Annotated in this window: 18 protein-coding genes; 14 read left to right on the top strand and 4 right to left on the bottom strand. The window is 47.6% G+C overall.

Annotated elements, in window-relative coordinates:
• Window positions 1-7 precede the first annotated feature (7 nt).
• From ACJJI5_RS01300 to ACJJI5_RS01265, 8 genes are all read left to right on the top strand, one after another.
• Window positions 8-1450, top strand: coding sequence for a catalase (locus ACJJI5_RS01300; protein ID WP_445355329.1), 1443 nt, complete (start codon window positions 8-10; stop codon window positions 1448-1450).
• Window positions 1451-1545: 95 nt separating this feature from the next.
• Window positions 1546-2754 (top strand): hypothetical protein, encoded by a 1209-nt coding sequence (locus ACJJI5_RS01295; RefSeq protein WP_445355328.1) that lies wholly within the window; start codon window positions 1546-1548, stop codon window positions 2752-2754.
• A 171-nt stretch (window positions 2755-2925) separates the two neighbouring features.
• Complete coding sequence (locus tag ACJJI5_RS01290; protein ID WP_445355327.1) at window positions 2926-3048, top strand: hypothetical protein; 123 nt, start codon at window positions 2926-2928, stop codon at window positions 3046-3048.
• 13 nt (window positions 3049-3061) lie between these two features.
• A complete protein-coding gene (gene tsaC / locus ACJJI5_RS01285) occupies window positions 3062-3628 on the top strand; it encodes an L-threonylcarbamoyladenylate synthase type 1 TsaC (RefSeq protein ID WP_444892450.1) in 567 nt (188 codons plus the stop codon).
• Window positions 3629-3656: 28 nt separating this feature from the next.
• Entirely contained in the window at window positions 3657-4562 is a 906-nt protein-coding gene (gene hemF / locus ACJJI5_RS01280) for an oxygen-dependent coproporphyrinogen oxidase (RefSeq protein WP_445355326.1), read from the top strand.
• Between the two features lie 30 nt (window positions 4563-4592).
• Entirely contained in the window at window positions 4593-5042 is a 450-nt protein-coding gene (locus ACJJI5_RS01275; protein WP_413663901.1) for a DUF6841 family protein, read from the top strand.
• Window positions 5039-5872, top strand: a complete 834-nt coding sequence (aroE, locus tag ACJJI5_RS01270) for a shikimate dehydrogenase (RefSeq protein WP_444915097.1) — start codon at window positions 5039-5041, stop codon at window positions 5870-5872. The genes ACJJI5_RS01275 and aroE overlap by 4 nt, the downstream gene beginning before the upstream one ends.
• Window positions 5873-5887: 15 nt before the next feature.
• Complete coding sequence (locus ACJJI5_RS01265; RefSeq protein WP_282930533.1) at window positions 5888-6289, top strand: hypothetical protein; 402 nt, start codon at window positions 5888-5890, stop codon at window positions 6287-6289.
• A 32-nt stretch (window positions 6290-6321) separates the two neighbouring features.
• On the opposite strand, the gene ACJJI5_RS01260 is transcribed toward ACJJI5_RS01265, so the two are convergent.
• From ACJJI5_RS01260 to ACJJI5_RS01250, 3 genes are all read right to left on the bottom strand, one after another.
• On the bottom strand, window positions 6322-6840 hold the full coding sequence (locus ACJJI5_RS01260; protein ID WP_444915096.1) for a carboxymuconolactone decarboxylase family protein: 519 nt from the start codon (window positions 6838-6840) through the stop codon (window positions 6322-6324).
• A gap of 85 nt (window positions 6841-6925) precedes the next feature.
• Window positions 6926-7840 (bottom strand): LysR family transcriptional regulator, encoded by a 915-nt coding sequence (locus ACJJI5_RS01255; protein ID WP_444915095.1) that lies wholly within the window; start codon window positions 7838-7840, stop codon window positions 6926-6928.
• Between the two features lie 19 nt (window positions 7841-7859).
• Window positions 7860-8414, bottom strand: a complete 555-nt coding sequence (locus tag ACJJI5_RS01250) for a gamma carbonic anhydrase family protein (protein ID WP_444892455.1) — start codon at window positions 8412-8414, stop codon at window positions 7860-7862.
• 65 nt (window positions 8415-8479) lie between these two features.
• Here ACJJI5_RS01250 and ACJJI5_RS01245 point away from each other — a divergent pair, with 65 nt between their 5' ends.
• The 3 genes from ACJJI5_RS01245 to ACJJI5_RS01235 are packed head-to-tail and all read left to right on the top strand — an operon-like array spanning window position 8480 to window position 11669.
• Entirely contained in the window at window positions 8480-10528 is a 2049-nt protein-coding gene (locus ACJJI5_RS01245) for a M3 family metallopeptidase (protein WP_445355325.1), read from the top strand.
• A 35-nt stretch (window positions 10529-10563) separates the two neighbouring features.
• Entirely contained in the window at window positions 10564-10842 is a 279-nt protein-coding gene (locus tag ACJJI5_RS01240; protein WP_282930528.1) for a YheV family putative zinc ribbon protein, read from the top strand.
• On the top strand, window positions 10839-11669 hold the full coding sequence (locus tag ACJJI5_RS01235; protein ID WP_444892457.1) for a hypothetical protein: 831 nt from the start codon (window positions 10839-10841) through the stop codon (window positions 11667-11669). Before ACJJI5_RS01240 ends, ACJJI5_RS01235 begins: the two co-directional genes overlap by 4 nt.
• A 211-nt stretch (window positions 11670-11880) precedes the next feature.
• On the opposite strand, the gene ACJJI5_RS01230 is transcribed toward ACJJI5_RS01235, so the two are convergent.
• A complete protein-coding gene (locus ACJJI5_RS01230) occupies window positions 11881-13167 on the bottom strand; it encodes an MATE family efflux transporter (RefSeq protein ID WP_444892458.1) in 1287 nt (428 codons plus the stop codon).
• A gap of 953 nt (window positions 13168-14120) precedes the next feature.
• On the opposite strand from ACJJI5_RS01230, the gene coxB reads away from it, so the two are divergent.
• Genes coxB through ACJJI5_RS01215 form a run of 3 tightly spaced genes read left to right on the top strand, consistent with a single transcriptional unit; the run spans window position 14121 to window position 17413 of the window.
• Window positions 14121-15266, top strand: a complete 1146-nt coding sequence (coxB, locus tag ACJJI5_RS01225; RefSeq protein ID WP_445355324.1) for a cytochrome c oxidase subunit II — start codon at window positions 14121-14123, stop codon at window positions 15264-15266.
• A 20-nt stretch (window positions 15267-15286) separates the two neighbouring features.
• Window positions 15287-16837: a cytochrome c oxidase subunit I gene (ctaD, locus tag ACJJI5_RS01220; protein ID WP_282930524.1), complete on the top strand. Its 1551-nt coding sequence runs from the start codon at window positions 15287-15289 to the stop codon at window positions 16835-16837.
• A 3-nt stretch (window positions 16838-16840) separates the two neighbouring features.
• On the top strand, window positions 16841-17413 hold the full coding sequence (locus ACJJI5_RS01215; protein ID WP_445355323.1) for a cytochrome c oxidase assembly protein: 573 nt from the start codon (window positions 16841-16843) through the stop codon (window positions 17411-17413).
• The last annotated feature ends 4 nt before the right edge of the window (window positions 17414-17417 follow it).

Below are 17417 nucleotides of genomic sequence, written 5' to 3'. Positions count from 1 at the left end.
TCTAATTATGGCGGATAAACCCAAACTCACCACTGATGCCGGCGCTCCGGTTCCCGATAATCAAAATAGCCTTTCAGCGGGGCCAGATGGCCCCCTTTTGATTCAAGATTATCAACTTATCGAAAAACTGGCGCATCAAAATCGTGAGCGCATACCTGAGCGGGCGGTACATGCCAAAGGTTGGGGCGCCTATGGGGTTTTGAGGGTAACTGGTGATATTTCTAACTACACCTGTGCCCAGGTTTTGCAGCCGGGGGCAGAGACCCCACTGTTGGCCCGTTTTTCAACTGTGGCCGGTGAGTTGGGTGCAGCTGATGCGGAGCGGGATGTGCGTGGTTTTGCACTGAAGTTTTATACGGAGGAGGGCAATTGGGATTTGGTCGGCAACAATACGCCAGTCTTTTTTGTACGAGACCCCTACAAATTTCCAGACTTTATCCACACACAAAAACGGCATCCACGAACTCACTTGCGCTCCCCCACAGCCATGTGGGATTTCTGGTCGTTGAGCCCTGAAAGCCTCCACCAGGTGACCATACTGTTCTCCGATCGCGGTTTGCCCATATCTCCGTTGCATATGAATGGTTATGGCTCCCATACCTTCTCCCTGTGGAATCACAATGGGGAGCGTTTCTGGGTGAAATTCCATTTCAAGACCCAGCAGGGACATAGGTACTTCACCAATTCGGAAGCTGAAACTGTGATTGGGCGCTCCCGGGAGAGTTACCAGGAGGCGATGTACAGCGCAATAGAAAACGGAGAATGCCCGAAGTGGACATTCCAGATTCAAGTCATGCCCGCAGCAGACCTCGGCAAAACAAACTACAACCCCTTTGACCTCACCAAGGTATGGCCTCATGGTGATTATCCACCTATCGAGGTGGGAACCATGGAGTTGAATCGCAACCCGCAAGACTATTTTGCAGAAATCGAGCAGGCAGCTTTCTCTCCATCCAATATCGTGCCAGGTATCAGTTTCTCACCGGATAAGATGCTGCAGGCGCGTATATTCTCTTATGCCGATGCACATCGTCACCGCTTGGGAACTCACTATGAGAGTCTTCCAGTGAATGCACCGCGCTGTCCTGTCCATAATTACTATCGGGATGGTGAAATGAATAGCACGGGTATCCGCAGTGGCAATCCGGATGCCTTTTATGAGCCGAATAGTTTTTCTGGAGCAGAGGAGGACCCAAAAGCGAAAGAACCCCCGTTACCAATATCCGGTGCGGCAGATAGATATGACCACCGCAAAGGCAATGATGATTACAGTCAGGTTCGAGCGCTCTTTGACTTGTTCAACGATGAACAAAAACAGCGCTTATATAACAATATTGCAGAAGCGATGGCGGGTGTACCGGATGAAATAATTCAGCGACAATTGGCACACTTTTCCAAGGTGCATCCGGACTATGCCGCGGGCGTCAAGTTAGCGATGGTCAGCAATTGAATCTGGTGTTTTGATACGTAATTCATTTGCTTGTCTTTTGTGTTAAAAATATATCCTGATGGATTGGTATTTAATACTGTATTAAAGGCATGCTTATGAAAAAGATCATAGTAGCTTTATCCCTTATTTTTCTAGTTTTGGGAGGCTGCTCTACACAAATAAAAAAAACAGATATATCTATTTCTCAAGAATTTTCAGAAGAACAGTTGCTTAGTGGGACATATTTTTGGCGTTCCTCTATAAGTAACTCTGATTTGCCTGATATTGATATCCTGGCATTGAATAATGATATGAGGTTGTTTTTAAAATCGATAAGTACCAGAAAAAAAAGTGATAGGTTGGATGCTCTGATAAATAAATTGCAGAGTCAATATTTTTCAATTCTCTACGATGCAGATGCCACGCTCAATGCTGCACAAGTTTTTGATCAGCAGAGAGGAAATTGCATGGCCTTTAGTGCCTTTTTAGTTGCAATGATTCGTGGACTTGGAGTGGATGCTAAATTCAATGAGGTTTTTGTTCCAGAAGTGAGATATTTGGAGAGCCAACAGACCTTTATTTACCAGCACATTAATGTTGTAGCTGATACTGGTAGTAGACAACGCATATTGGATTTTAACTTTACGGATTACAATCCAGAATATCATCAAAAAGAGTTGGAAGATAAGGAAGCTTTTGCAAAGTTCTATAGTAACCTGGCTATGGAGTTTCTTGTAGATCGAGATTTTAAAAATGCCTTTCTTTATATTCGAAAGTCAATTTTACTGGCGCCAGAGGAAGCCGATCTTTGGAATAATTTGGGGGCCATATATCGTTCAGCGAGTTTGGTCAAACAAGCAATTAGTTCTTACGCTATAGCGTTGAAGCTTGATGGAGCAAACTTGGTTTCGTTGAGCAATCTGGAGAAAGTTCTCCGGGCTCAGGGTGACCTTCAAATGGCAAATGTTCTGTCAGTAAAACTACATGATTATAGACAGGAGGACCCCTACTATTGGTACGGTCAAGCGCTTACAGCTTACGAAGATGAGTTGTATGAATTGGCGGCCAATAAGGCTGAAGATGCAATTTCGATAAAGAAGGAAGACCATCGTTTTCATTTTCTACTGGGAATGGCGCGTCTAAAGTCCGGAGCCAAGGGTTATCAGCGTAGTTTTAAGAAGGCTTTGGCGCTATCTGAGAATAGTCGAGATCAAGACCAGTATAGGAGGAAGCTAAAATCGTTAGGTATCCCCGAGCTGGAGAGGACTAGATTTCGGGAGCGCCGGCGACTGATAGTGCTGGGAAGCTGGTGGTGGCTGAATTGAGGGTTAGGCGCCAATATGCCAGCGAGAACCATGAAGTACTTAAGCTTGGAAAAAAAGCGAATGGATGTTTTTTGAGCAACTTGGCTAGGGCATAAAGCAATATCTTGTGTCAATCAATGCAATCCGCTAGATTGCCAGCATCCTTCCGCTTCGATAGTAAAGAGAGTTGAATTGAGTGAGCCTTGTGTTGCGACTTCAATGGATTCGGACTCCCATCTGCCTGTAGTGGAAGTTGCTCTGGAGACATTCGACATTCCCTATAAACAAGATTTGCAATTGCGTAAAGGGAAGTAAGACTAGCGTTAAAATGAAGTACTCACCGCTTTCCGTAAAACAGGCTGCCCGCGCCCTGGCAGCGGGTGGTGTTATTGCCCATCCCACTGAATCTGTATGGGGCTTGGCTTGCGACCCCAATAACCTGCTGGCTGTCAGACGCTTGCTACAACTCAAGCATCGCCCACTTGAGAAGGGTTTGATCCTGGTCTCCGGTGATAGAACACATTTTGCCCCCCTCCTCAGCGATCTCAGTGATGGACAAAAGGAACAGTTGGATCGCAGCTGGCCGGGCCCGGTTACCTGGCTTGTACCCCATCGGGACCTGATTCCTTCCTGGGTCTGTGGGGTGCATAAATCTGTAGCCCTGCGCTGCACCGATCATCCGTTTACCGCTGCGTTAACACGCGCCTTTGGCGGTGCTATCGTATCCACTTCAGCAAACCCGGCCGGGTCTCAACCCGCCCGCAATAAATACCAGGTACTGCGCTATTTCGGCCGCGATCTCGACTTTGTCGGTGGCGGCTCAACCGGTGGCCGCAGCGCCCCCAGTGAAATACGCGATCTGCAAAGTGGCCGCGTACTGAGGGCGGGTGCTTAATTTCAAAACAGTGACGTAGTTTTCGCCTATGAGTGATATCGATACCAAGGAAGTAAAGGCCTATCTCCTCGGCCTACAAGACCGCATTTGTGATGCCCTGAGTGAACAAGACGGCCAACCATTTCGCGAAGATAATTGGGAAAGGCCCGGTGGCGGTGGTGGTCGAACCCGGGTATTGGAAGAGGGCAACCTGATTGAAAAGGGGGGCGTGAACTTTTCCCATGTCTATGGGGATGGACTTCCTCCGTCAGCCACAGCTAATCGCCCCGAACTGGCCGGTTGCTCTTTTGAGGCGATGGGCGTCTCCCTCGTAATTCATCCGCGCAATCCCTACGTGCCTACTAGCCATGCAAACGTGCGTCTATTTGTGGCGAAAAAGCCAGGAGCTGAGCCCATCTGGTGGTTTGGTGGTGGCTATGATTTGACCCCGTATTACGGCTATCACGAGGATGTCGTACATTGGCACCAAACGGCCAAGCAGGCCTGTGAGCCTTTTGGCAGCGAGGTATACCCTCGCTTTAAGCAGTGGTGTGACAAATATTTCTACCTGAAGCACCGAGATGAAGCTCGGGGAGTCGGCGGGCTCTTTTTCGATGATTTTAACGAAGGTGGCTACGACAACGCTTTTGCGCTTATGCGCGCTGTTGGCGATAGTTACTTGGAGGCTTATCTACCCATTGTGCAGAAGCGCAAAGAGACTGCTTACGGTGAGCGCGAGCGTGAATTCCAACTCTACCGCCGTGGGCGCTATGTGGAATTCAACCTGGTCTTTGATCGTGGCACTCTGTTCGGATTGCAAAGTGGTGGGCGTACAGAATCCATTCTGATGTCCTTGCCGTCACTGGTGAGTTGGAAGTATGACTGGCAACCAGAGCCGGGATCTGCGGAAGAGAAGCTATACACTGATTTTCTGCCACACAGAGACTGGGTATAGCCAAGCAATTTGTCACAATGGAGGTTTGTTGTGCACCCATCGCGATTGGAAGGAATCAACTCCCTGTTTCTCGATTACAGGCGGCATTTTGAAACGGGAGATGTTGAGCAGATTGCTGACTTTTATCGTTTCCCACTGCACTACTACCGGGAAGATGGCGTAAAGCTCACCGTAGAACGGGATGAGTTTATCCAACAGGTGGTTAAGCTCCTCAATGCTTATCGACGCCTTGGTGTCTGTCAGATTCTCGGCACTGTTACCGAGGTGATAGAGCTGAATAATTACAGCACCCTTGCGAGCTTGCGCTGGACCTTGTTACACCCGCAGGGGGAAGAAAAGGCGGTAGAGCTGTACAGCTCACAAACCCGCTATTTAGTCACCGAAGCTGCCGACGGCCTCAAAATTGACGGTTTAATAATTGTCGATGAAAGTGCCAAGATTCGTGAGGCAGCGAGAGAGCGCAAAAGGGCGGAATCATGAGTGACCGCTATGCGGTGGTGGGTAACCCTATAGAGCACTCCCTCTCACCGGAGATACACCGAGCCTTTGTCGCGCAAACAGGCGAGGATATCGATTACAGGAAACTGCTTGCCCCTCTGGATGGCTTTGTTGATTACGCGCGAACATTTTTTGCTGAGGGTGGTTGTGGCCTCAATGTGACGGTGCCCTTCAAGCTGCAAGCATTTGAGATGGCGGATAACTTGACCGAGCGGGCTGCGTCAGTGGGAGCGGTGAATACCTTGGCACTGGCCGAAGGTGGAAAGATTCTCGGCGACAACACCGACGGGACCGGCCTGGTATTTGATATTTGTACCAACTTGGGCTGGGAAATTAAGGATCGGAAAGTTCTCTTACTGGGAGCTGGCGGAGCCGCCCGGGGAGCATTGCTGCCAATCCTTGCGGAAAAACCAGCACATTTACATATTGCCAACCGCACCTCAGAAAAAGCGGTACAGCTTGCGGCAGAATTTTCCCAGTTGGGCGAATTAAGTGGTGGCGGCCTGGAGGAATTGAGAGGCTGCTACGACCTGATTATCAATGCGAGTTCCGCAAGCCTTGGCGGTGTGCTGCCGCCGCTTCCTGAAGGCTGTGTCGCCAGTCATGGTAAAGCTTACGACATGATGTACGCCGCCGAGCCAACGCCTTTTTTACAATGGGCGCGTGGACAGGGCGCAGAGAGTGCTGATGGCCTTGGGATGTTGGTAGAGCAGGCCGCTGAGTCATTTTTACTGTGGCGTGGTGTACGTCCTGAAACAGCGCCGATCATGGCCAAGTTGCGCCGGGCCCTCAATCAGACAACCGATAATTAAAAGAGAGAAAGCGTTGTGCGTGATATTGTGCGAAACCTGTCGATTTGTTTTGCTGTGGGGTGTTTCGGTGGGCTCTGCTATGCCGTGGGGCTATGGGCCATGGGGCGGTATGGCTTCACCCAGTTTCTAGGGGTAGATTTGGCGCCATCCCTGAGCAATGCCTACCTGTACCAGCGCGTAGTTTGGGGTGGAGTTTTCGGGCTGCTGTTTTTGTTGCCTTTGCGCAACGCCTGGTTAATAAGGGGCTTCCTCTTATCCCTGGTGCCGGCAGGGTTGATGCTGTTGTATCTTCTGCCGCAGAGAGGTTATGACTACGGTGCTCTGGTACTGGGACAAATGACGCCCCTGGTTATCGTTCTAGCTTGTGCCATTGGCGGCATAGGTGCATCGGCACTGCTGCGGCTACAGGGTAAATAGTGAGGAGGCCTTGGTTGCCAAGGCCTGCCACATCACTGTTTAAATTCGATCTCAACCAGGCTGCAGCTTTGGGTATATCCCATAGCCCGCTTGATTGTGGGGAAGACCGACGCGGTAGCGACGCTGACCCCCAGCTCGATTCTCTGTCGGTTATCCAGTTGTGCACCTATCCGTTCATTGAGAACAGGATCGATCGTTTTGTAGCTGGCCACGGCTGTTGCAAAATCAAAAATGTCCTGCAAGTTCTCAGGCAGGCCGCTGCCGCCTTGGATACAAGCTTTCACCAAGTGGGGTTCAACACCAGCCTCTAGGGCCATACGCACATTCAGTTGCAGGCACATGCCGCAATCAGCTACTTGCATTGCCGCTATCTTACTCACCCAAAAAACATCAATAGGTAAAAACTCCCTGTGCATGGATAGGGGCTGAAAATTTCTAAATTTTTCAAAGCCTTCAGGAGAGCCCTGAAGAAACTCGCGCAAGTAGTCCATGTCATAGCGGTATTTTTGGGAGAAGGCCTCCATTTCCTGGAGGTATTGCTCTTTCGACATAGTTTGGCTCCTAATCAAGTCGGATTGAGTCACAGACCATCGGCCTACAACGCCAAGTCTTATGTAAAAGCCTGATAGGTAAAAATTAGTTTCTATCGGATATTTCGATAGGTGGGCTGTAAAAGTTACCGTAGAGTCGCCGGGCCTCTCGGGCAAACCATTGCGCAGCTAAGCCTTGTGGCGTCTGCTTGGACCAGAGCAGATCCACACCGAGGCTCCAGGTATTGAGAGAACCGGTTAAGTTGAGCTCAACCAACCTGCCGCTTTTTAAAAAGGGCCGGGCCAGTTCGTAGGGCGCATTGACCCACCCAACCCCCTTACATGCCAGATCCAGGGCCTGTAGCAGAGAATCACTCCGCCAAGTCTGTGCAGAGAGCTGCCAACGGTACCTTTGGGATTCTGGTGCTGTGGTGATCTGTCGGTGCTGGGCCGCTTCATTCAATGAGGATTGTTTTTTCTGGGCAAGGGGATGTTCCGGGCAGGCCAGGCTAAGTACCCGCTGTTGTCCCAGGTTACTGGTATCCAGCGAGCTGGGATAGGAATCCCTTGAGGTGACAAAGGCAAAATCGGCTTCACCCAGTGTCACCTGCTGGACTGCTTCCTCCCCAGTAACACTGCCGAGCTGAAGCTCAGTATGCGGAAAGCGCTCGCTGAAAGTTACCAGCATATCGTTGAGTCGATCTGGCATTACCAGCTCTTCAAATAATATATTGAGCTGGGGCTCCTCTCCCCGCTGGAAGGAAATTGCCGCTTGTTGGAAGCGCTGCAACTGCCCCAACGATTGACGTGCTAATGGTAGTAATGCCAAAGCGGCGGCGGTGGGTTGGGGATATTTCCCTTCGCGGTTAAATAGAGTCAGCCCCAGGTCGAGTTCAAGATTTTGAATCAAGCTGCTTACAGAAGACTGAGCCCGGCCCACTTCGCGAGCAACCGCCGAAAAAGATCCGACTTCACAGGAGCGCACAAAAATATGCAGCTGGTCCATATTCAGGTTAAGCATAGCGGGGAGCCGGCTGTGACTATGGTTGCTGCTTAAGGAGATACTGATCTTTCAGTTTCACGTAGTTTTCAGCGGAATACTTAAAGAAAGCCTTTTCCTTGTCAGACAGGGGGCGCGCCTTTTTGCAGGGGGCGCCTACGTAGAGATAACCACTCTCCAGGGTTTTACCGGGCGGAACCAGTGCTCCGGCTGCCAGTACGACATCGTCCTCAATAATGGCTCCGTCGAGAACAATAGATCCGATACCAATTAAGATCCGGTTGCCGATGGTACAACCGTGCAGGCAGGCTTTATGACCGATAGTGACATCTTCGCCAATGGTCAGCGGCCAACCGTCGGCGTTGAATGGTCCCGCATGGGTGATATGGAGAACAGCCCCATCCTGTACACTGGTTCGCGCGCCGATGCGGATCTTATGCATATCACCGCGCACAACGGCCATGGGCCATACGGAGCAATCATCCCCCAGGGTAACGTCACCAATGACTGCGGATTGCGGATCGATATATACGCTGTCGCCAAGTTCTGGAAACTTCTCGCCGTGGGAATCATCGTGGCTGCGCAGTGGGGACATAAATAAGCTCCTGTACAATGAATCCTCTATCATAGCTTTATCCTAATTCGAGCACAGAGTCTTATATGTCCAATCCACTGTTGAATATCCCGCTGCTGCCGCCTTTTGATAATCTCGAGCCCGAGCAGGTGGAACCCGCCATCGCCGAACTGATTAAAACGTGTGAGCAAACCCTTCAACAGGGATTGGAGACCCCCAGCTGGGATAATACGCTGGTGCCTCTGGAGCAGGCGGAAGACCAGCTAAATCGAGCCTTCTCCCCAGTCAGTCACCTGAATAGCGTTCTAAGTGGCCCCTGGCGGGCGCCCTATGAGGCCGCTTTAGCCAAAGTGACGGCTTACTGGACAAAGCAGGGGCAAAATCGTGAACTTTACGACCTGTACCTCCAATTAATGCAGTCGCCCGAGTTTGTAAACTGGCCACAGGCACGCAAGAAGTCTTTGGAGCTGGGAGTCAGAGACTTTGAACTTGGTGGTGTAGGCCTTGAAGGAGAGGCCCGTGAAAAGTTTGCCGTTAACAGTCAGCGTTTGGCGGAGTTATCCAGCCAATTTGCCAACAATGTCCTCGATGCAACCAATGCCTGGACCTGGCATACAAATGATGAAGCTCAGCTTCAGGGGCTTCCTCAAACTGCTCTTGCCGCTGCACGGAATGCAGCTGAGGCAAAAGGCCTCGATGGGTGGCTGATTACCTTAGAGGGGCCCAGCTTTCTCGCTGTTATGACCCACGCTGAAAATAGATCTCTGCGTCGGGATGTCCATTTGGCTTTTGTTAGTCGCGCATCCGAAGTTGGTCCCCAGGCAGGTGAATACGATAACTCCGAAGTGATGGAGGCAATTCTCGCATTGCGCGCTGAACAGGCCAGTTTACTGGGAATGAACAGCTATGCGGAGTTGTCATTGGCCAGCAAAATGGCTCCAAATACAGAGCGGGTTTTGGAATTTCTACAGGATCTGGCAGAACGAGCCAGGCCAGCTGCCCAACGAGAAATGGCTGAGCTGAAAGCGTTTGCTGCAGACCAACTCAGTATTGAAGAGTTGCAACCATGGGATGTGGCCTGGGCCGCAGAAAAGCTCAAACAGCAGCGATACGCCATCAGCCAAGAGGAATTGAGGCCCTATTTCCCTTACGCCAAAGTCGTTGACGGCCTCTTTACTGTGGTGGATAAATTATTCGGAATCACAGTTGAAGAAGATACCAGCGTTGCTACTTGGCATGCCGACGTGCAGTTCTTTTGGCTGCTGAGAGATGGCGAAAAGATAGCTGGTTTCTATTTGGATGCGTTCGCGCGTGAGAAAAAGCGTGGCGGGGCCTGGATGGATACAGTAAGTAGTCGTCGCCACACGCTCAACGGACTCCAGTTGCCTATTGCTTATCTAGTATGTAATTTCAGTCCGGCTGCAGGTGATATCCCCTCACTTTTAACCCACACGGAAGTAACCACTTTATTCCATGAATTCGGCCATGGCCTCCACCATATGCTGACACAGATTGATGTGGCAGCAGTTTCTGGTATTAATGGTGTTGCTTGGGATGCGGTGGAAATGCCCAGCCAATTTCTGGAAAATTGGTGTTGGCAACCCCAGGCTATTTCCATAATTTCTGCACATTTCGAAACTGGAGAGGCCCTTCCCGAAGCTTTACTGAATAAAATGCTGGCAGCGAAAAATTTCCAGTCTGCCATGTTTACAGTACGCCAGTTGGAGTTCGCACTTTTTGATTTTCGCCTCCATGCCAGCGAAGAGGCATTGACCGCCGATAAAGTTCAGGTTTTACTGGATCAGGTACGAGCAGAGGTTGCTGTTGTGCCTATCGCCGCAGAAAACCGCTTCCAAAATGCTTTTAGCCATATTTTTGCTGGTGGTTATGCCGCAGGATATTACAGCTATAAATGGGCAGAAGTGCTTTCGGCAGATGCTTTTTCTCTATTTGAGGGAGATGGTATCTTTAATAGAGAGACGGGAAATAAATTTCTGCACAGTATTTTGGAACAGGGTGGTAGCCGTGATGCGCTGGAGCTGTTTGTTCAATTCCGTGGACGAGAGCCGCAAATTGATGCCCTATTGCGTCACTCTGGTATCGAGCAGCAAGAGCTGAATATCAGTCCTGTGTAACGGATAAGTCAATCATGAAATATTGAGTAGTAGTCATGATGAAGAAAGAAGATTCGGCTGAGTCTGGTAAGATCGTAAAAAAACGCTTTATTGCAGGGGCTGTGTGCCCCCGCTGTAGCGAAATGGATAAAATTATTAACTATCACAAGGATGGGAAAAATTATAGGGAATGTGTTGCCTGTGGGTTTAAGGATGAAATTCGATTGCAGTCAGCGCCAACAGAACTGTCTACTCGTGTTAACCAAGATACAGAGAAAGATATTCACGAGGAGCCAGTGAAACTTATCCAACCCACAAGTAGCCGTAAAAAGTGAAAAAAATATTTTTTATACTGGTGGTTTTTATTGCGGTTGCGATCATAGGTCTCTATGGCCTTGATCGCCATCGAAAAAAAACAGAGCAGCAGAGAGAACAAGTTGCCTACCTATTGGCGAGCTGTGTGAATCAGGGGATACTTACGTTATTCCGTTTACAAGCAAATGACTGGAAAGCCCATCCAGATTTTTACATTGAAGAGGAAAATAGGTTGGGAGTAGCTGTAAAAGCTTTACCTGATCAAATCCTTAAAGGAGAATCTTTTGAAAAGTGGAGACATGCAATAAAGATTTGTGACAAGCTCACAAGGAATAGCAATTTGCAACATGTCACTATTTTTCGCCCCCTAGGCGATTTCTCCGAAAAGGAAATCTCCAATATATATACCTTGAAAGATCGCGGTGCTCTGCGGAAGCGGGAAAAGACTATTCACGCACTATATGAATCAGCAGAAGCTGCAGCTCGCTATATGAAAGACCTAAAGCGAGATATCAATACGCAATTAAAAGCCTTTCGTTTTTCAGATAAAGAGCGCGAATTAACTCTTCAAAAAATCAGTTCGCAGGTTTTAGATAATTACCAACAAGGTAATTTTTCCAAAAAGCAGGCAGATACCTATCTGGAAAGAGTATCCCTTTTTTACAAAACCATGGCTGAGAATCCAAAGTCCTATAGTGTCCGAAACGGCAGCCTATATTTTTATAGCCAAGAATTAAAGCAGAGGGTTGAAGACCTATATGGCGCTGTTATACAGGGGGAGGGAGCGTTTTATGGAAATTTTAAGCAAATTCTAGTGCAAAAACAGGTACAGTCTTCAAGCTATTAAAAATATGAGCGGGTTTTATTATTTGTTGCTTTGCCCGCTCATTATTTACCAACCTGAGATTATAGCTTTAAATGTGTTTGTAGCATCATAAGAGATTTACTATTTTGATAGTGAGTAATCCTGACTGAAATAGTTAATTTCTCAATCGCAAAATTTGTCATATTCTGTTATTTATACATTAAAAAATAACTCTAAATATCCTGCCACAGTTTTACTGTAATTTACGTATCCAGGAATTGGTTACAGTGTAGTATTGAAAATATACTATGAGTCCTAAAGATCGTGCTCCGATCCACAAAAACAAGCTGAACCATATGCCTGCATTCCCCCAATCCCTTGTAAACCACCAGGCGGGAAAGAAAACCAGTACTGAGGCTATAAACATAGTATTACGCATATCGCGACTTTTCCCAGCACCGATAAAAACACCATCGAGCTGATAGCTCCAAACCGCTAATAAAGGTAGTGCACAGAGCCACCAATATACCTGTTCCGCTTGGTGGATTACTGGTTTGATATCTGTAAATAAGGATAGAATCAAGGGTTTCCCTGAAACTAGTACCAACGTAATCAGGACAGCGCTTCCCAGGGCCCACAAACCTGCACTGCGAACGGTATTTCTGAATAGAGCCGTTGATCTCTTTGCCATGGATTCCCCAACCAAGGCCTCGGTAGCATGAGCAAAACCATCCAGGGCATAGGAAGTCATCATTAATAACTGTATAAGAATAGCATTTGCAGCAAGTACATTATCACCTTGGGCTGCCCCTTGTGCAGTAAAAAAAGTGAGTGTTAGCAAGAGCAAACAGGTTCTTATAAATAAGTCTGTATTTATCTTTAAAAGATTAATCCATGGGGATGAATCGATCCAGGGGAGAAGTTTCTTCTGCCCAATTTCTTTGCGTATATAGGCCCAGATATCAACATGAACCCTGGTAAGAAGATATAGACCCAGTAGAAATGCAAAAATATCGGCGAGTACCGTTGCCGCTGCTGCACCTTTTGCCCCTAGGCCCAGGCCAAGAATAAATAGGAAATCGAGGGCTATGTTCAGTAGATTGGCAGCGAAAAGTATATATAGAGGCGCACGGCTATCTTGTCGACCAATAAAAAAACCCAGAATGGCAAAGTTTGCCAGAGCCAGGGGGGCAGATAACAGACGTATTTGTAGGTAGGCCAGTGCGTGGGGTTGTGCTTCCTGACTGGCATTCATCCACTCAACGATATAGTAGATTAAAGGAGAGGCAACAATAAACAGAGTGATTCCCAGCCCCATGGCTAATACTAGTGCACGTACTAACCATTGAATCCCAAGATCTGTACTCCGAGCCACCAGTCCGGTAGTACCCATGCGCAGAAACCCAAATGCCCATAAAAGCATCGACATTACGCTAGCCCCGATAGCTACACCGGATAGATACTCTGCAGATGGGAGGTGACCAAGAATTGCGGTATCTACTATCCCGAGTAAGGGCACTGAAATATTACTCAGTATCATTGGCCAAGCCAGATTCCAGACGCGAGACATAGGTTGGGATTCAAGTTTTGTAGAAGAAGGCATAAGTCATAACAACTAACGGATAGATTGGCTTCTAGCCGAAATCGGAAAAAGAAAAGCTGTGCAGGTGGATTCTACCAATGGTGTCAGTACAGAGCTGATAAGTTACTTTTCCTAAATCGGTCTCCCAATACTGCTATTAGCAATTCATTTCATAACGCTTACAAAATCGAAACGAAATATTTGGCGGAAAAATCATTTTTATTGAGTGTAGATAGTACAGGATTCTGTATTGATCTGCCTGACAATCCTCAAGCTTATTGAAACTAATCTGTCTTGGTTGTGTGAAGCAGTCAGAATTTAGTATTAGAGATTAAAAATCGTTGTCAATCTGTGTAAAAGCAATCAGGGGCACTTGAACCCGAGGATTTATACTTCTCGTGGCAGCATTATTAATGCTTGATTAGTTGTCATCTTTCACCAAATAAATTGCCATGTCTCTATTTGGAGCGACTTTTTTTCTACTTGTGGAAAAGTATCCTATCAAAGTGGTTAAATTTATTTGTTAATCACCGAATTTTTTCACAAAGCGACAACGTTATTCAAAAATGATCCCGATTGACTTTTTCTTGTCGATGTGTTCCTTTTGTACCTGCAGTAGTTGCGACAAATAAAGAAACTGGTTGTTGGTTGTACCTTTCCGGACGACGACATCTGGAGTAAAAAATCTTTTACTAAGAATAACAAGTTGCACTGACGGCAGTAACGCGAGGTGGTCTCCTCGCCCAGTGTATGTAGTCTTGTGTTACTACAGTATGTCCACAAATTTTGTGTGGAATTAATCCTGTTAGGCAGTTGATACAGGTAAAATTCGCTTATCCGTGAAGGCCAGTGGCCAAAATAAAAATTACGGGTTTCTCTGAGAGACCCGCAACCACGGAGATCTGTAGGCGATGTTGAAAGGCTTTGATCGGCTGTTCGCCTTGCTGGCTACTTCGCTATCTGCACAAGCGGTGTTAGCGAATGAGCAGGACGTTGAGCGCTGGGGGGTTAATATGCCCCAGGGGGTGACAGAAGTCGCCCAGACCACCTACGAGCTACACATGCTGATCTTTTGGATTTGTGTGGCTATAGGGGCATTGGTGTTCAGCATCATGTTCTACAGCATGTGGCGGCACCGCAAAAGTAAGGGATACCAAGCGGCCCAATTTCATGAGAGCACGGTTGTGGAGCTGGTGTGGACTATTATTCCCACCGTCATCCTGATTCTGATGGCGATTCCGGCCACCAAAACGCTCTATGATATTTACGATACTGAGGAAGAAGATCTCAATATCGTAATCACCGGGTATCAGTGGAAGTGGAAATATGAATATCGTGGCACTGATGTTTCATTCTTTTCCAGCTTGTCCACTCCCAAAGCTCAAATTGATAACCTCCAGCCTAAGGGTGCTAACTACCTCCTAGAAGTCGATGAGCCCCTGGTTGTTCCTGTCAAGAAAAAAATCCGCTTCCTGATTACTGCCAATGATGTGATACATGCGTGGTGGGTCCCAGATCTAGCCGTTAAAAAAGATGCAATCCCCGGTTTTATCAATGATGCCTGGACGCGTATTGAGGAGCCGGGAATATATCGCGGGCAGTGTGCTGAATTGTGCGGAAAAGACCATGGCTTTATGCCTATTGTTGTGAAGGCAGTGCCACAGGCGGAATACGATGCCTGGCTGAGTTCTCGTGCAGCAGAAGCCATAAAAATGCGTGAACTTACAGCGAAGACATTTACCTTCGAAGAGCTTTTTGCTCAGGGTGAAAAAGTCTATACACGCACATGTGCCGCCTGCCACCAGCCGAACGGGCAGGGAGTACCCGGAGTATTCCCGCCGATTGCTGGATCAAAAATTGCTACCGGTCCCCTCAATGGCCACTTAGACATCGTTATCGACGGTTCCGCGGTAAACCCCGCAATGCAGGCTTTTGGTGAACAGCTATCAGAAGTGGACCTGGCTGCGGTAATTACTTACCAGCGAAACGCTTTCGGCAATGAGATGGGTGATACCGTCCAACCCGTAGATATCCTCAACTTTAAGAATAAGCAGTAAGCGCCCGGAGGAATTTAAGAATGGCACATGGTCCTCAGCCCGGTATAAAGCGTTGGCTCTATACGACCAACCACAAAGATATAGGCTCTATGTATTTGTGGTTTAGTTTTGCGATGTTCCTGCTCGGCGGATGTATGGCATTGGTTATACGCGCTGAATTATTCGAGCCCGGTTTGCAAATTGTACAGCCGGAATTTTTCAATCAAATGACCACTATGCATGGTCTGATCATGGTATTTGGTGCAGTTATGCCGGCTTTTGTGGGGTTGGCTAACTGGATGATACCAATGATGATTGGTGCGCCAGATATGGCACTGCCAAGAATGAATAACTGGAGTTTTTGGATTTTGCCCTTTGCTTTCGCAATGTTGGCATCGACCTTATTTATGGAAGGGGGAGCGCCTAATTTCGGCTGGACATTTTATGCGCCACTTTCAACGGAATATGCGCCACCCAGCGTAACCTTCTTCATTTTTGCCATTCATATTATGGGTGCCTCGTCCATCATGGGTGCGATCAACATTATCGCTACCATTTTGAATATGCGTGCTCCTGGTATGACCTTGATGAAAATGCCGTTGTTTGTATGGACCTGGCTGATCACTGCTTACCTTTTGATTGCTGTAATGCCAGTGTTAGCCGGAGTAGTGACCATGATGTTGATGGACATTCATTTTGGCACAAGTTTCTTCAGTGCGGCCGGTGGCGGTGATCCGGTTTTATTCCAGCATGTGTTCTGGTTCTTTGGACACCCGGAAGTCTACATTATGATTTTGCCGGCCTTTGGCATTATCTCTGCGATTATTCCTACTTTCGCTCGTAAGCCTCTTTTTGGATACAGCTCCATGGTATATGCCACCGCAGCAATTGCATTCCTGAGCTTTATCGTATGGGCGCACCATATGTTTACCGTGGGAATGCCGATTGCTGGTGAGCTGTTCTTTATGTACGCCACAATGCTGATCGCTGTACCTACAGGAGTGAAGATCTTTAACTGGGTATCCACCATGTTCCGGGGATCCATGACATTTGAAACCCCGATGCTTTTTGCAATTGCATTCATCATTCTTTTCGCCATCGGTGGATTCTCTGGTCTGATGCTAGCGATTGCGCCTGCAGACTTCCAATATCACGATACGTACTTTGTGGTTGCCCATTTCCACTATGTACTGGTTCCTGGAGCAATCTTCTCAATTACTGCTGGTGTTTACTATTGGTTGCCCAAATGGACTGGCCATATGTATAGCGAAGTTATGGGCAAGGTACATTTCTGGCTGGCATTTATTGGTCTCAATGTAACTTTCTTCCCAATGCACTTTGTTGGCCTGGCCGGTATGCCACGTCGGATACCTGATTACGCACTACAATTTGCGGATTTCAATCAAATATCCAGTATCGGTGCCTTCCTGTTTGGTGCTGCACAAATAGTATTTTTGTTTAATGTGGTACGAACTGTAATGGGCGGAAAAAAGGCATCTGATCAGGTTTGGGATGATCCTGAGGGACTGGAATGGACGGTTGCTTCCCCGGCCCCATATCACACGTTTAGTACGCCACCGGTTGTACGTTGACCTATGAAAGTTGGAGCAAATGCAAAGGTAACTTTCAAGCTGCTGGCCGTGGCGACCAGCATGCTGGTATTTGCAATTTTCATTATGCCGCCTATTTACGATGTCTTCTGTGAAATCACAGGACTCAATGGTAAAACCGGTGGTCGTTATGAAGCTGTGCCAGCTGCGGTTGATAAAAATAGGCTGGTCACAGTGCAATTTGTGGCAAACAATAATGAAAATATGCCATGGGAATTTCGCCCGAGTGTAATGTCTTTGAAAGTACACCCTGGAGAAATTAAAGATACTGTTTTTATTGCAGAAAATAAGACATCTAGGGATATGGTTGGTCAGGCAATTCCCAGTATGGTTCCTTTCAAAGCTGCTGAGTACTTTCATAAAACAGAGTGTTTTTGCTTCAACCAGCAAGAATTAAAAGCGGGAGAGACTGCAGAATTACCACTACGTTTTATTGTGGATCCAGATCTTCCCGCAAGTGTTAATACTGTAACGCTTTCCTATACGTTGTTTGATGTAACGGAAAGGTTTGCCAATAAAACCGATAAGAATGATATCGACCCCGAGCGAGAGGGATAAAAAT

This window comes from Microbulbifer maximicatervae (SeqCode), from assembly GCF_052467955.1.
Note: the sequence above shows the minus strand (reverse complement) of the source record. Positions and strands in the feature narration are given on the sequence as shown.